We start from the raw sequence: 14,214 nt of genomic DNA on the forward strand, positions 1-14,214 counted from the left end.
CGGCGACGCGCACATGTCGTCGCGCTCCCGTCCGTGAATACTGATGAATCGTCACGAGTACGGAGGAAAAACCCATGCATCGTCCGACCGCACGCACCCGCCCCCCTGGCCCGCCGCGCAGCCGAAGAGCCGCGGGGGTTCTCACCTCGGCCCTGCTGCTGGGAGGCATGGGGCTCACCGGGCAGGGCCAGGCGGCGCCGGCCGCACCCGCCCCGCCGGCTGCACCCGCCCCGCCGGCTGCACCCGCCCCGCCGGCCGCGGCTCCCGCACCCGGCCCGGCACCCGCCCCGGCACGCTCACGGCTCCCCGACGGACTCGCCCTCACTCCGCCCATGGGGTTCAACAACTGGAACTCCACCTACTGCCGGGCCGAGTTCAACGAGGCCATGATCAAGGGCATCGCGGACATCTTCGTCGAGAAGGGGCTCAAGCAGGCGGGCTACCGCTACGTCAACCTGGACGACTGCTGGGCGAAGCCGGAGCGGGACGCGGCGGGCAGGCTGGTGCCGGATCCGGTGCGGTTCCCGCGCGGCATCAAGGCGGTGGCCGACTATGTCCACTCCAAGGGCCTGAAGTTCGGTCTCTACAGCAGCGCGGGCACCAGGACCTGCGATCCGGTCGGCATGCCGGGCTCACTCGGCCACGAGTACAGCGACGCCGAGCAGTTCGCCGAGTGGGGCGTCGACTTCCTCAAGTACGACAACTGCAACAACCAGGGCGTGGACCACATGCTCCGGTACACCACCATGCGTGACGCCCTGAAGGCCGCGTCCGCCAGGACCGGCCGCCCCATTCTCTACAGCCTCTGCGAGTGGGGTTCGTACAAGCCGTGGGAGTGGGGCAGGGACGTCGGGCACATGTGGCGGACCACCTTCGACATCAAGGACAACTGGGCCTCGATGTTGTCGATCATGAAGCAGAACCTGCCGCTGGCCCGGTACGCGGGCCCGGGGCACTGGAACGACCCGGACATGCTGGAGGTCGGCAACGGCGGCATGACCGCGACCGAGTACCGCAGTCACTTCTCCATGTGGTCGATCATGGCGGCGCCGTTGCTCATCGGTTCCGACCTGCGCCGGGCGACCCCGGAGACCTTCGCCATCCTCTCCAACCGGGAGGTCATCGCCGTCGACCAGGACAGGCTCGGCAAGCAGGGCGTCGTGGTCACCTCGCAGGGCGGCCGGTGGGTGGTCGCCAAGGAGATGGCCGACGGCAGCCGCGCGGTCGCGCTCTTCAACGAGACCGGCAGCACGCAGCGCATCGCGACCACCGCGAAGGCGGTCGGCCTGCCCGCCGCCCGCCGGTACCGGGTGCGCGACCTGTGGCGGAAGACCACCGGCCACACGGCGGGGACGCTCGCCGCGACGGTGCCCGCGCACGGCACCGTGATGCTGCGGGTGTCGGCAGGCGGAGGCAGGACGCAGCTGTTGCCGGAGCTCGCCGCCGATCCGGCCGAGGCCAGGAAGGCCGGGACGGTGCGCTCGCCCGGGCGGGGCACGGACTGACCGCCGAGGGGCCCGGTGAGGGCGGGCCGGAGTTCGCCCGCCGGTGAGCCGTTGTCGCCCGCCGCGGTGAGCCGTGGTCGCCCACCGTTGAGACGGTGAGTTCACCGAGAGGCCGCGGCCCCCTCTCCGGCGGGCTGTGGCTGCATCAAGGGGCCGTGGCCCGGGCCCGCTCCCCGGCGGGCTGTCGCTCAGCCGCCCGTGGGCTGTGGCTGTCCGCGTGGGGCCCCGCGTCGTGACGCGGGGCCCCGGAGGGCCGCGGCCGCCGCGCCCACCAGACCCGCTTCGGTGCCCATCCGGGCGGGCACGACCTGGATGCCCCGGACGAAGGAGAGCGCGGCGTACTCCGTGAGGGCGCGGCGCAGGGGGTCGAAGAGCAGAGCGCCCGCGCCCGCCACTCCCCCGCCGATCACCGCGATGTCCACCTCGACGAGGGTCGCGGTGGCCGCGATGCCGGCGGCCAGGGCCTGGGCGGCGCGCGCGAAGGAGGCGACCGCCACGGGGTCCCCGGCCCTGGCCGCGCGCGCCACGGCGGCGGCCGTGGTGTCGCCGTCGGGGCCGGGGGTCCAGCCCTGTTCGGCGGCGCGGCGGGCGATGTTGGGTCCGCTGGCGATGCGTTCGACGCAGCCGCGCGATCCGCAGGGGCAGAGATCGCCGTTCAGTTCCACGCTGATGTGGCCGATGTGGCCCGCGTTGCCGGTGGGGCCGGGGTGGAGCTGTCCGTTCAGTACGAGTCCGCCGCCCACTCCCGTCGAGACGACGAGGCACAGGGCGTTGTCGTGGCCCCGGGCCGCACCCTGCCAGTGTTCGGCCGCGGTCATCGCGACGCCGTCGCCGACGAGCCGTACCGGAAGGTCGCCTGCCGTCGCCCGCACCCGCGCCACCAGCGGGAAGTCACGCCAGCCGGGAACGTTGACCGGGCTGACGGTGCCCGCCGAGGCGTCGACGGGGCCCGCGCTGCCGATCCCGGCCGCCGACACCCGGGACCAGAGCGGGGACGCCATCAGCTCGGCGAGCACCGTGTCGACCGCGTCCATCACCCGCTCGCCGCCCTCCTGGGCGGGGGTCGGCTGCTGGGTCTTGAGGTGTATCCGGCCGGTGTCGTCCACCAACGCCCCTGCGATCTTGGTACCGCCGATGTCCAGCGCGGCGACGAGGTCGGTGAACTCGGTGTGCATCGGGGTCGCGTCTCCAGGAGGAAGGGTGGGGATCATGGGCATGGAGCAGGAAGGATCAGTGGCTGAGGCCAGTCTCTCTACTGCTGACAACGTTGTCCAGATCTCGGCACCCTATGCTCGGTGCGGCACCGCACTCGCCCCACCGCACGCGTTCCGATAACTCACGCCGACGACCGACAGGACAGCGCACCGTGGCCGACAACGCCTCCAGCCCTCCCACCGCGGGCAGGTCCCAGCGTCCCGTGCCCTCCCCGCACCGTTACGGCAACCGCCCGACCATGAAGGACGTCGCCGCCCGCGCGGGCGTCGGCCTCAAGACGGTGTCCCGGGTCGTCAACGCGGAGGCCGGAGTGACGCCCGACACCGAACGCCGTGTCAAGGAGGCCATCGACGCACTGGGCTTCCGGCGCAACGACAGCGCCCGGGTGCTCCGCAAGGGCCGCACCGCCAGCATCGGCCTCGTCCTGGAGGACCTGGCCGACCCCTTCTACGGGCCGCTGAACCGCGCCGTGGAGGAGGTCGCCCGCGCCCACGGCGCCCTGCTCATCAACGGTTCGAGCGCCGAGGACCCGGACCGCGAGCGGGAGTTGGTGCTCGCGCTGTGCGCCCGCCGGGTGGACGGGCTGATCGTCATCCCCGCCGGGGACGACCACCGCTATCTGGACCAGGAGATGGCCGCGGGCGTGGCGACCGTCTTCGTGGACCGCCCGGCGGGAAGGGTCGACGCGGACACGGTCCTCTCGGACAGTTTCGGCGGGGCGCGCGACGGGGTGGCCCATCTGATCGCCCACGGCCACCGGCGGATCGGCTTCATCGGTGACCAGCCCCGCATCCACACCGCCTCGGAGCGGCTGCGCGGCTACCACGCGGCGATGGAGGACGCGGGGCTCGCCGTCGACCCGTCCTGGGTGGCGCTGGGCAGCACGGATCCGGAGCGGGTGGCACGCGCGGCCCGGGACATGCTCGCAGGACCGGCCCCCGTGACCGCGCTGTTCGCGGGCAACAACCGGGTGACGGTCACGGTGGTACGGGTCCTGGCGGGCTGGGAACGGCCCACGGCCCTGGTCGGGTTCGACGACTTCGAGCTGGCGGACCTGCTGGTTCCCGCGGTGACGGTGGTCGCCCAGGACGCCGCCGCCCTGGGACGCACCGCGGCCCGTCTGCTGTTCCGGCGGCTCGAGGACGCCTCGTGCGCACCGGAGCGGGTGGTGCTGCCGACCCGGCTGATCGCCCGGGGCTCGGGCGAACTCCCTCCCGCCGGCTGACCGGTGGGGCCGAGCGCGGTGAGGCGGCCGGCTCAGCAGGCGGGCAGTCCCGGCAGGGGCTTGTCGTTGTCGCCGCCCTTGAGGTAGACGACGCTGACGTACACATTCGTGTTGCCGCTGTCGTCGTCCGTCTTTGCCCACCAGACGTTCGTCCAGTTTCCGTAGGTGACGCGGCGGCCCAGGTTCGCCTGGCAGTAGAAGTAGTTGGTGCCCGCGTTGAGCGTGCCCGCGCGCTCGCCGCTCGCGCGGATCGAGTCGGACGAACGCCAGACGTCGCAGTTGTACTTGCCGCCGCCGCTGCCGTGGCAGACGGGTGCCGGGGGTGCGGGCGGCGGGGCCGGGTTGCCGCCTCCCGCGGCCGCACCGCCACCGGCTGCGGCGCCGCCTCCGGCCCCCGCCCCACCGGCCGCCCCGCCCTTGCCGGCGGATCCGCCGGCCGCGCCGGTGCCCTTGCTGCCGGAGGCCGCGCTGCCCGCGGCGGCCGCATCGGTGGTCCTGCCTCCCGCGGTCGGCAGGGGCTTCTTCCGCGCGGTGTCCTCGGCCTTGCCCCTGTCCTTGGCGCCACCCGTGGGGGCGGGCCCCTGGGTCTTCTTCGCGGCGTCGCCCGGCAGGACTCCGGGGGTCAGCGGCCCTTCGTCGGCCGAGGGTCCGGCCGCCCCGGATCGTTCGGCCACGGGACTGCCCGCCACGGACTTGTCCCCGTCCCTGCCGCCGAGCGCGTACGTCACTCCCGCGCCGGTCAGCAGCACGGCGGCGACTCCGGCCGCCACCACGGTCCTCCGCCGGCCGCCGGACGCCCGCTCGCGCGCCCGCGGCCGCCCCGGCGACGTACCGGCGGCCGTCGGGGCGGCGGGGTGCGCGGCCGGGACAGCGGCACTCTGTCCCGCGCCGTACCCGGGTCCCGTGCCGTACCCGGATCCTGTGCCGTACCCGGCCGGGTCGTGCGGGCCGAAGCCCGGCGTGGACCGGACGTGAGGGGCCGCAGCGGGTGCGGGCGCCGGGGCGGGCCCGTACCCCTCCTGCGAGGCGGGCCCGAATCCGGGCTGTACGGGCGGCCCGTACCCGTCCGGCACGCGGGGTCCGTATGCCTCCGGCACCGACGGCCGCTGCTCCTGCTGCCCGGTGGGGTGCGGGGCTGCGGCCACCGCCGTCAGCAGCTTCGCCGCCTCGGCCGCGTCGGGCCGCTCCGCCGGGTCCTTGGCCATGAGCCTGCGCAGTACGGGACCCAGCGGGCCGGACCGTACGGGGTCGGGCAGCGGCTCCGCCACGATCGCGGTGAGCGTGGACCAGGTCGACGTACGGCGGAAGGGCGAGCCGCCCTCGACGGCCGCGTACAGCGTGGCTCCCAGCGCCCAGATGTCGGACGCCGGTCCCGGCTGCTGCCCCTGGGCGCGTTCGGGCGCCAAGTAGTCGAGGGAGCCGACCAGTTCGCCGCTGCGGGTGAGGTGGGTGGTGGAGCCGTCGCCCGGGTCTTCGATGGCGGCGATGCCGAAATCGGTGAGGACGACGCGACCGCCGGTGTCCAGCAGGATGTTGCCCGGCTTGACGTCCCGGTGCAGTACGCCGACCCGGTGCGCGGCGCCCAGCGCCTCCAGCACCCGGGCGCCCATGGCGGCGGCCTCGCGCGGGTCGAGCAGCCCCTTGTCCGTCAGTACGTCGTCCAGGGAGGGCCCGTCGACGAGCTCCATCACGATGAGCGGCCGCCCCTCGTGGTCGGCGACGTCGTGGACGGCGATGACCCCGGGGTGGCGGATGCGGGCGGCGGCACGGGCCTCGCGCTGCATCCGCACCCGCAGATCGGCCAGCTCCGGCCCGGACGCGTCGTTGTACGTCCGCAGTTCCTTGACGGCGACCTCGCGGCCCAGCACCTCGTCCACGGCGCGCCAGACGACACCCATGCCGCCCTTGCCGAGCTGCTCGATCACCCGGTAGCGGCCGGCCAGCCGCTCGTTCTCCCCCGTAGCCACCACTGCCCCGATCCGTTACGCCCAATGTGCTCGCGAACAGACTAGGGCCTGCCCGGCGGAGCACGCCGGACAGGCCCCCGGGGGCTGCGGTGCGAGCCCGCGGACGGTTCTACGAAGCGCTGGCCGTGAGGTCGCCGCGGCGCGGTGAGGCGAATCCGTCCAGGTCCGCCCGGGTCAGGCCGGTCAGCCTGGCGACCTCCGCGGTGTCCAGGGCGCCGCAGTCGATGCCGCGCAGCAGGTAGCCGGCGAGGGCCTTGGCGGACGCGGGCTCGTCCGCGATGTCGCCGTCGATCTGGTTGGCGTAGGCGGCCAGGCGGGCGGCGGCCTGCTCGAATCCCTCGCGGTAGAAGGCGAAGACGGCCGCGTACCGGGTCGGCAGGTGGCCCGGGTGCATGTCCCAGCCCTGGTAGTACGCGCGGGCCAGGGCGCGCCTGGTGAGGCCGAAGTGCAGCCGCCAGGCGTCGTGCACCTTCGCGGTGGTGCCGACCGGCAGGACGTTGGTGGAGCCGTCGGAGACGCGGACCCCGGTGCCCGCGGCGGCGACCTGCATGACCGCCTTGGCGTGGTCGGCGGCCGGGTGGTCGCTGGCCTGGTAGGCGGCGCTGACGCCGACGCAGGCGCTGTAGTCGAAGGTGCCGTAGTGGAGGCCCGTGGCGCGGCCCTCGGCGGCCTCGATCATGCGGGCGACGGTGGCGGTGCCGTCGCCGCCGACGATGGACTGGCTGGTCTCGATCTGGATCTCGAAGCCGATCCGGCCCTTGTCCAGGCCGTGCGCCTTCTCGAACTCCTCCAGCAGGCGCACCATCGCGGTGACCTGTTCGGGGTAGGTCACCTTCGGCAGGGTCAGCACCAGTCCGTCGGGCAGGCCGCCGGCCGCCATCAGACCGGAGAGGAAGACGTCGAGAGTACGGATGCCGCGGTCGCGGACGGCGGCCTCGAAGCACTTCATGCGGATGCCCATGTACGGGGCGGCGGTGCCGTTCGCGTACGCCTCGGCCACCAGGCGGGCGGCGCGGGCCGCGTACTGGTCCTCCTCGTCGGCGGGGCCGGTGTAGCCGTCCTCGAAGTCGATGCGCAGGTCCTCGACCGGCTCGCGCTCCAGCTTGGCGCGCACCCGGTCGTAGACGGCGTCGGCGAGCGAGGGGTCGAGGCCCAGCACGGCCGCGAAGGAGGCGGCGTCGGGGGCGTGTTCGTCGAGCATCTTCAGTGCCGTCCCGCCCCAGGAGCGGATGGTGCCCGGCTCGTAGACGTTGCCGGGGACGTAGACGGTGTGGACGGGCTGCCGGGTTCCGGGGTCTCCGGGGTAGCGGCGCGCGAGCTCCTCGTCCACGGGTACGAGGGAAGCGCTGATCCCCTCGCTCACCGCGCCGGCGAGGCTCGTTGCCACCTTCTCCTGCTGACCCATTCCAACCCTCCAGGTTTCCGCTTCACGGAATCAACAATCCGCATAGTGAAGTTAATGGTCGGGGGTGATCCGCGTCAATGGGTGCCCGCGACACGCGCTCAAACGGCTCGGGGCCGCCCGGCGAAAAACGCCGTGCGGCCCCGAGTCGTACAGAAAGCGCAGGTCAGCCCTTGCGGGACTCGACCTCGCCGGTCAGCTGCGGGACAACCGTGAACAGGTCGCCGACCACGCCGTAGTCGACCAGGTCGAAGATCGGAGCCTCGGCGTCCTTGTTGATGGCGACGATGGTCTTCGAGGTCTGCATACCGGCGCGGTGCTGGATCGCGCCGGAGATGCCGGAGGCGATGTACAGCTGCGGCGAGACCGACTTGCCGGTCTGGCCGACCTGGTTGGAGTGCGGGTACCAGCCGGCGTCGACGGCGGCGCGCGAGGCGCCGACGGCGGCACCGAGCGAGTCGGCCAGCTTCTCGATAAGTCCGAAGTTCTCGGCGCCGTTGACGCCGCGGCCGCCGGAGACCACGATCGCGGCCTCGGTCAGCTCGGGGCGGCCGGTGGCCTCGCGCGGGGTGCGCGAGACGACCTTGGTGCCCTTGGCGGCGTCGGAGAAGGTGACGGACAGCGCCTCGACGGCGCCGGCGGCGGGAGCGGCCTCGACCGGGGCCGAGTTCGGCTTCACGGTGATGACCGGGACGCCCTGCGAGACGCGCGACTTGGTGGTGAACGACGCGGCGAACACGGCCTGCGTGGCGATGGGACCCTCGTCGCCGGCCTCCAGGTCGACGGCGTCGGTGATGATGCCGGACTTGATGCGGACCGCGAGGCGGGCCGCGATCTCCTTGCCCTCGGCGGAGGACGGGACGAGCACGGCGGCCGGGGAGACGGCGTCGTACGCGGCCTGCAGCGCGTCCACCTTCGGGACGACGAGGTAGTCGCCGAACTCCGGGGCGTCCGCGGTCAGTACGCGGGTGGCGCCGTGCTCGCCGAGCACGGTGGCGGCGGCGTCGCCACCGGCGCCGAGGAAGACCGCGACGGGCTCGCCGATGCGGCGGGCGAGCGTCAGCAGCTCCAGGGTGGGCTTGCGGACGGCACCGTCCACGTGGTCGACGTAGACGAGAACTTCAGCCATGGGATTGCTCTCCTGCGAGTGCGAAGAAACGGGGGCGGTTGGAGGGGCGGGTCTCACCCGCTGTGCCGGTCCGCGGGGTGAGCCCCGGACCCGCCGGCCACTAGATGAACTTCTGGCCCGCGAGGAACTCGGCCAGCTGCTTGCCGCCCTCGCCCTCGTCCTTGACGATCGTGCCCGCGGTGCGCTCCGGGCGCTTGTCCGCGGCCTTGACCTCGGTCCAGGAGCCCTCCAGGCCGACCTCTTCGGCCTCCAGGGCCAGGTCGTCCAGGTCCAGGGACTCCACCGGCTTCTTCTTGGCGGCCATGATGCCCTTGAAGGACGGGTAGCGGGCCTCGCCCGACTGGTCCGTCACCGACACGACGGCCGGCAGGGACGCCTCCAGCTGCTCGCTGGCGGCGTCGCCGTCGCGGCGGCCCTTGACGGTGCCGTCCTCGACCTTGACCTCGGAGAGCAGCGTGACCTGCGGGACGCCCAGGCGCTCGGCCAGGATCGCCGGCAGCACACCCATGGTGCCGTCGGTGGAGGCCATACCGGTGATGACCAGGTCGTAACCGGTCTTCTCGATGGCCTTCGCGAGCACCAGCGAGGTCGCCATGACGTCACTGCCGTGCAGGTCGTCGTCCTCGACGTGGACGGCCTTGTCGGCGCCCATCGACAGCGCCTTGCGCAGCGCGTCCTTGGCGTCCTCGGGACCGACCGTCAGGACGGTGATCTCCGCGTCGTCGGCCTCGTCGGCGATCTGGAGCGCCTGCTCGACCGCGTACTCGTCGAGCTCCGACAGCAGACCGTCGACATCGTCGCGGTCGACCGTCAGGTCATCGGCGAAGTGCCGGTCGCCGGTGGCGTCGGGCACGTACTTCACACAGACAACGATCCTCAAGCTCACGCCGGCTCTCCTACTGCATCGTCTATTTGTCGGCTGCCTCGTTGCAGGCAGCATAGGCGCCTGAAGGGGCGGTTTCCGGTCGGGGCGGCTTGCGCTCCGACACGAATATTACTCGTCAGTACATCCAGAGCGTTCCCCGTAAGCAAGCGCTTTGAACTGTGACCTTGCCAACGCTGTGTAATCGCCGACATGCGCCGCTTTCCGGGAACTCTCAGTCGCGCAGGGCGTTGAAGCGCCCCTGGTGGTAGAGCAGTGGCCGCCCCTGCCCCGATGGGTCTCCGGCTACGGCCTGGGCGAGCACGATCCGATGGTCCCCGGCGGGGACCCTGGCCACCACTCGGCACACCAGCCACGCCAGCACACCGTCCAGGACGGGCACCCCCTCGGGACCCGGATGCCACCGCGTGGGCGCGCCGAAACGGTCCGCCCCGCTGCGCGCGAAGGTCGCGGCCAGCTCCTCCTGGTGTTCCCCGAGGATGTGCACGCCGACGTACCCGGCCTCCGCGACCACGGGCCAGCTGGAGGAACCGGTGCCCACCCCGAAGGACACCAGCGGGGGCTCGGCGGCCACGGAGGTGAGCGAGGTGGCGGTGAAGCCGACCGGGCGGCCCTCGCGGCCCGCGGCGGTGATCACGGCCACCCCGGCGGCGTGCCTGCGGAAGACCGAGCGGAGCAGTTCGGGGGTGGCGTCCCGGGGAACGGCGCGGTCCGGGGCGAGGGCGGGCTGGAACGTCATGGAATGGCCCTTCGGCGGGGGCGGAGGGGGCGGCTGGGGTGTCCGTGGCTGCTCAGACACCGGGACGGTGCGCGCTCGCGTCGCGGACCGGGTCGAGGTGGGCCCGCCCGTGCAGAAGGAGTTCCGGGGGCATGACGTCACCCTGGCGAGCGGGGGCGCGCACCGTCAAGGACGTACCGGACCGCGGGCACTGGGAGATTGATCACGTGCTGTCACCCGACGGCGTGCCCCAGGGCCGCGATGACGTCCACGCGGCGCGGCTGCCCGGCCGCCCTGCGCACGACGCGGCCACCGGCGTCCAGTACGAGCACGGTCGGCGTCTGCCTGATGTCCAGTTCCCGTACGAGGGCGAGGTGGTCCTCGGCGTCCACTTCGACATGGGTGACGCCGTCGACCATGGCGGCCACCTCGGCCAGGGTCCTGCGGGTGGCCCGGCAGGGCTGACAGAACGCGCTGGAGAACTGGACCAGCGTGGCCCGCTCCCCCGGCCGCACTCCGAGTTCGGCCGCGCCCAGCCTGCGGGCACCTTCCTGTTCCGTCATATTTCACCCTCTCCTTACACTCCGGCCGTCACAGTGTGCAGCGTGGCCCGGCGTGCCACGATTCCCGGCCCCGCGACCGGCGGTGCGAACACCGCAGCAGGTCAGGGCATGAGCGGACATCACATGACGTGACGAGAATCTCGCGTATTGGGCACTCGGGGACTGGCTACTCGGCCGTACATGGGGCACGATCTGGCAGACGCCGAAAACCTACGGCAGCGTAACTTCACCGGGAGAACCCTCCCCGGGCAGAGAAGGGTCCCGTCATGGCAGAACTCGTCTATCGGCCGGTCGTCGGCGCCGCACGCACGCTCTTCAAGGCGCTCGACCTCAAGATCGACACTCAGGGTTCTGAGAACATCCCCCGCACCGGCGGGGCCGTGCTGGTCAGCAACCACATCAGTTACCTGGACTTCGTGTTCAACGGTCTCGCCGCGCTGCCGCAGAAGCGCCTGGTGCGGTTCATGGCCAAGGAGTCGGTGTTCCGGCACAAGCTGTCGGGGCCGCTGATGCGCGGCATGAAGCACATCCCGGTGGACCGCAAGCAGGGTGAGAACGCCTACCAGCACGCTCTGGACTCGCTGCGTTCGGGCGAGATCATCGGCGTCTTCCCGGAGGCCACCATCTCCGAGTCGTTCACGCTGAAGAGCTTCAAGTCGGGTGCGGCCCGGCTCGCCCAGGAGGCCGGCGTTCCGCTGATCCCGATGGCCGTCTGGGGCACCCAGCGGATCTGGACCAAGGGCAGGCCGCGCAACTTCGGCCGCAACCACTTCCCCGTCACCATCCGGGTGGGCAAGCCGGTGGAGCCCATGACGGGCGAGTACGCGGGCGCCCTCACCAGGCGGCTGCGCGAGCGCGTGCAGGAGCTCCTGGAGGCCGCCCAGCGCGCCTACCCGGTGCGCCCGAAGGACGACAAGGACACCTGGTGGATCCCGGCTCACCTCGGTGGCACCGCACCCACCCCGGCACAGCTGCGCGAGGCCGGCTGAGCCTGCCGGACGGCCTCGCGGGCGGGGCCGGTCTCACAGGGAGGGCGGCAGCGCGTCCCAGAGGCCCCGGCGGTCCGTGGCGGTCCTGAGGGCCTCCAGCACGCCGGGGTGGGGCGCGGCGTACAGGAGCGGGTAGTCCACCTCGCCCCGCTCCGGCCGCGGCACCCAGGCCAGCCGCTCCCCGGTGAGCGAGAACTGCGCGTCCACCCCCGCCTTGTTGCCCCGGCAGTCCTGCCGGTGCCACCCGCCGCGAAACCGTACGGCCACCAGCCCGTGCACGCAGTGGCCCGCCGCTCCGTCGTACTCCAGCCGCTGGTAGCAGAGCGCGGCCGGGATGTCCTCGGCGCGCAGCAGGGCGGTCAGGGCGTGGGCCTTGGCGTGGCAGATCCCGGTGCCCTGCGCGAGGACGTCCGAGGCGCGCCAGGTGACGCGCGGGTCGCCGGAGTCGGCGGAGTGCGGGACGGCGTCGCGGACGAACTCGAAGGCGGCGCGCGCGTACGCGAAGGAGTCCGCGGCGTCGGCGGCGAGGCGGGCCGCGGTTTCCCTCACCACCGGGTGGTGGTGGTCGACGGCCTCGTCGGCGGCCAGGTACGCGGACAGGTCCGGGGTGTGCTGGATCAGCTCCATGGCCCGGGAGCATAGGAATGCGACCGACCGTGAGTCAATGACTTTACGGTCGGTCGCATATTTATGCAGTCTGGGAGGTGGCGGTCAGCGCGCCATCTCCTCCTTGAGCGCCTGTACGAACGCGTCCACGTCGTCCTCGGTCGTGTCGTACGCGCACATCCAGCGCACGTCGCCGGCCGCCTCGTCCCAGAAGTAGAACCGGAAACGCTTCTGGAGCCGCTCGCTGACCTCGTGCGGAAGGCGCGCGAACACGGCGTTCGCCTGCACCTGGTAGAGGATCTCGACGCCGTCGACGCCGCGGACCCCCGCCGCGAGGCGCTGGGCCATCTCGTTGGCGTGCCGGGCGTTGCGCAGCCACAGGTCACGGGAGAGGAGCGCCTCCAGCTGCACCGAGACGAAACGCATCTTGGAGGCGAGCTGCATCGACGTCTTGCGCAGCCGCTTCATCGCCATGGGCCGCACCGCGTCCGGGTTCAGGACGACGACGGCCTCACCGAAGAGCATGCCGTTCTTGGTGCCGCCGTAGGACAGCATGTCGACGCCGACGGCGTTGGTGAAGGTGCGCATGGGGACGTCGAGGGAGGCCGCGGCGTTGGCGATACGGGCCCCGTCGAGATGGACCTTCATGCCGCGCTCGTGGGCGTGGTCGCAGATCGCGCGTATCTCGTCGGGCGTGTACACGGTGCCGAGCTCGGTGTTCTGCGTGATCGAGACGACCTGCGGCATGGCACGGTGCTCGTCGTCCCAGCCCCACGCCTGCCGGTCGATCAGCTCGGGGGTGAGCTTGCCGTCCGGTGTCGGCACGGTGAGCAGCTTGAGCCCGCCCATCCGCTCGGGCGCGCCGCCCTCGTCGACGTTGATGTGCGCGCTCTCGGCGGCGACCACCGCTCCCCAGCGGTCGGTCAGCGCCTGGAGGGCCACCACGTTGGCGCCGGTGCCGTTGAAGACCGGGCAGCCCTCGGCGGACGGGCCGAAGTGGCTCCTGATCACGTGCTGGAGGTGTGCGGTGTAGTCGTCCTCGCCGTAGGCGACCTGGTGGCCCCCGTTGGCGAGTGCCAGCGCGGCCAGGATCTCGGGGTGGGCGCCCGCGTAGTTGTCGCTGGCGAAGCCGCGCACCGAGGGGTCGTGGTGACGGCGCGCGTCGGTCTTCGGCGGGTCCGCGGGGCCCTGCGTGGTCACGGAGGTGGTGGTCGTGGTCGTCACCGTGGTCGTCGTGGTCACGGCTTGGGGGTCAGCCACAGGCGCTGTCCATTCACTTCGGATGCGGGCTTCTCCCAGACCCCGGCGATGGCGTCGGCCAGTTCCGTGACGTCGGTGAATCCCGCGAACTTCGCATTCGGGCGCTCGGCGCGCATCGCGTCGTGCACCAGTGCCTTGATCACCAGGATCGCAGCAGCGGTACGGGGCCCCTCCTCGCCCCCGTCCTTGCGGAAGGCGTCGGCGAGAGCGAGCGTCCAGGCCTCCGCGGCGGCCTTGGAGGCGGCGTAGGCCGCGTTCCCGGCGGTCGGCTTCGAGGCGCCGGCCGCGCTGATCAGCAGATAGCGGCCCTTGTCGCTGCGCTGCAGCCCGTCCTGGAAGGCGAGCGAGGTGTGCTGCACGGTGCGGATCAGCAGCTTCTCCAGCAGGTCCCAGTCCGCGAGGTCGGTCTCGGCGAAGGTCGCCGAGCCGCGCCAGCCGCCGACGAGGTGCACCATGCCGTCGATGCGGCCGAACTCCTTCTCGGTCTTGTCCGCCCACGCGCGGGTGGCTTCGAGGTCGAGCAGGTCGACGGTCTCGCCGATGACGGTGGCCCCGCCGTGCGCGTAGCGGGCGGCGTCGACGGCCTCGGCGAGGCGGGCCACGTCGGCGTCCGCGCCGACGACCGTGGCACCGGCCTCCGCGAGCCGCAGCAAGGTGGCGCGCCCCGCGGGCCCCGCCGCTCCTGCCACCGCGATGACGGCACCGTCCAGAGGACCCTCGGGGGGGTTGGCTGCGTTCATGTCGGTCGCCTC

General features: G+C 72.5%; 12 protein-coding genes and 1 pseudogene. 3 read left to right on the forward strand and 10 right to left on the reverse strand.

Going from position 1 to position 14,214, the window contains the following annotated elements; translation table 11 throughout:
- Positions 1 to 74: 74 nt before the first annotated feature.
- A pseudogene (locus ACFWVV_RS07170) lies at positions 75 to 1,472 on the forward strand (glycoside hydrolase family 27 protein); the annotation flags it as partial.
- Between the two features lie 221 nt (positions 1,473 to 1,693).
- Here ACFWVV_RS07170 and ACFWVV_RS07175 read toward each other — a convergent pair.
- Complete coding sequence (locus ACFWVV_RS07175; RefSeq protein WP_384348884.1) at positions 1,694 to 2,722, reverse strand: ROK family protein; 1,029 nt, start codon at positions 2,720 to 2,722, stop codon at positions 1,694 to 1,696.
- 236 nt (positions 2,723 to 2,958) lie between these two features.
- Here ACFWVV_RS07175 and ACFWVV_RS07180 point away from each other — a divergent pair, with 236 nt between their 5' ends.
- Positions 2,959 to 3,945, forward strand: coding sequence for a LacI family DNA-binding transcriptional regulator (locus ACFWVV_RS07180; protein WP_384349089.1), 987 nt, complete (start codon positions 2,959 to 2,961; stop codon positions 3,943 to 3,945).
- Positions 3,946 to 3,977: 32 nt separating this feature from the next.
- On the opposite strand, the gene ACFWVV_RS07185 is transcribed toward ACFWVV_RS07180, so the two are convergent.
- From ACFWVV_RS07185 to ACFWVV_RS07210, 6 genes are all read right to left on the reverse strand, one after another.
- Positions 3,978 to 5,912 (reverse strand): serine/threonine-protein kinase, encoded by a 1,935-nt coding sequence (locus tag ACFWVV_RS07185; RefSeq protein WP_384348881.1) that lies wholly within the window; start codon positions 5,910 to 5,912, stop codon positions 3,978 to 3,980.
- Positions 5,913 to 6,021: 109 nt separating this feature from the next.
- Positions 6,022 to 7,317, reverse strand: coding sequence for a DUF6986 family protein (locus ACFWVV_RS07190; RefSeq protein WP_384348878.1), 1,296 nt, complete (start codon positions 7,315 to 7,317; stop codon positions 6,022 to 6,024).
- 163 nt (positions 7,318 to 7,480) lie between these two features.
- The gene (locus ACFWVV_RS07195; protein WP_384348875.1) at positions 7,481 to 8,443 is read right to left on the reverse strand and encodes an electron transfer flavoprotein subunit alpha/FixB family protein; all 963 of its coding nucleotides are present in this window, start codon (positions 8,441 to 8,443) and stop codon (positions 7,481 to 7,483) included.
- A 100-nt stretch (positions 8,444 to 8,543) separates the two neighbouring features.
- On the reverse strand, positions 8,544 to 9,329 hold the full coding sequence (locus ACFWVV_RS07200) for an electron transfer flavoprotein subunit beta/FixA family protein (protein WP_384348872.1): 786 nt from the start codon (positions 9,327 to 9,329) through the stop codon (positions 8,544 to 8,546).
- Between the two features lie 211 nt (positions 9,330 to 9,540).
- Positions 9,541 to 10,065: a flavin reductase family protein gene (locus ACFWVV_RS07205; RefSeq protein WP_384348869.1), complete on the reverse strand. Its 525-nt coding sequence runs from the start codon at positions 10,063 to 10,065 to the stop codon at positions 9,541 to 9,543.
- Positions 10,066 to 10,277: 212 nt separating this feature from the next.
- Positions 10,278 to 10,607 (reverse strand): thioredoxin family protein, encoded by a 330-nt coding sequence (locus ACFWVV_RS07210; RefSeq protein WP_384348867.1) that lies wholly within the window; start codon positions 10,605 to 10,607, stop codon positions 10,278 to 10,280.
- Between the two features lie 266 nt (positions 10,608 to 10,873).
- On the opposite strand from ACFWVV_RS07210, the gene ACFWVV_RS07215 reads away from it, so the two are divergent.
- Complete coding sequence (locus ACFWVV_RS07215) at positions 10,874 to 11,596, forward strand: lysophospholipid acyltransferase family protein (RefSeq protein WP_384348865.1); 723 nt, start codon at positions 10,874 to 10,876, stop codon at positions 11,594 to 11,596.
- 33 nt (positions 11,597 to 11,629) lie between these two features.
- On the opposite strand, the gene ACFWVV_RS07220 is transcribed toward ACFWVV_RS07215, so the two are convergent.
- From ACFWVV_RS07220 to ACFWVV_RS07230, 3 genes are all read right to left on the reverse strand, one after another.
- On the reverse strand, positions 11,630 to 12,223 hold the full coding sequence (locus ACFWVV_RS07220) for a transglutaminase family protein (protein ID WP_384348862.1): 594 nt from the start codon (positions 12,221 to 12,223) through the stop codon (positions 11,630 to 11,632).
- 84 nt (positions 12,224 to 12,307) lie between these two features.
- Entirely contained in the window at positions 12,308 to 13,402 is a 1,095-nt protein-coding gene (locus tag ACFWVV_RS07225; protein ID WP_384349087.1) for a threonine aldolase family protein, read from the reverse strand.
- 38 nt (positions 13,403 to 13,440) lie between these two features.
- The gene (locus tag ACFWVV_RS07230) at positions 13,441 to 14,202 is read right to left on the reverse strand and encodes an SDR family NAD(P)-dependent oxidoreductase (RefSeq protein ID WP_384348859.1); all 762 of its coding nucleotides are present in this window, start codon (positions 14,200 to 14,202) and stop codon (positions 13,441 to 13,443) included.
- Between the last annotated feature and the right edge of the window lie 12 nt (positions 14,203 to 14,214).

The organism is Streptomyces sp. NPDC058663, from assembly GCF_042716745.1.
Taxonomy (GTDB): Bacteria; Actinomycetota; Actinomycetes; order Streptomycetales; family Streptomycetaceae; genus Streptomyces.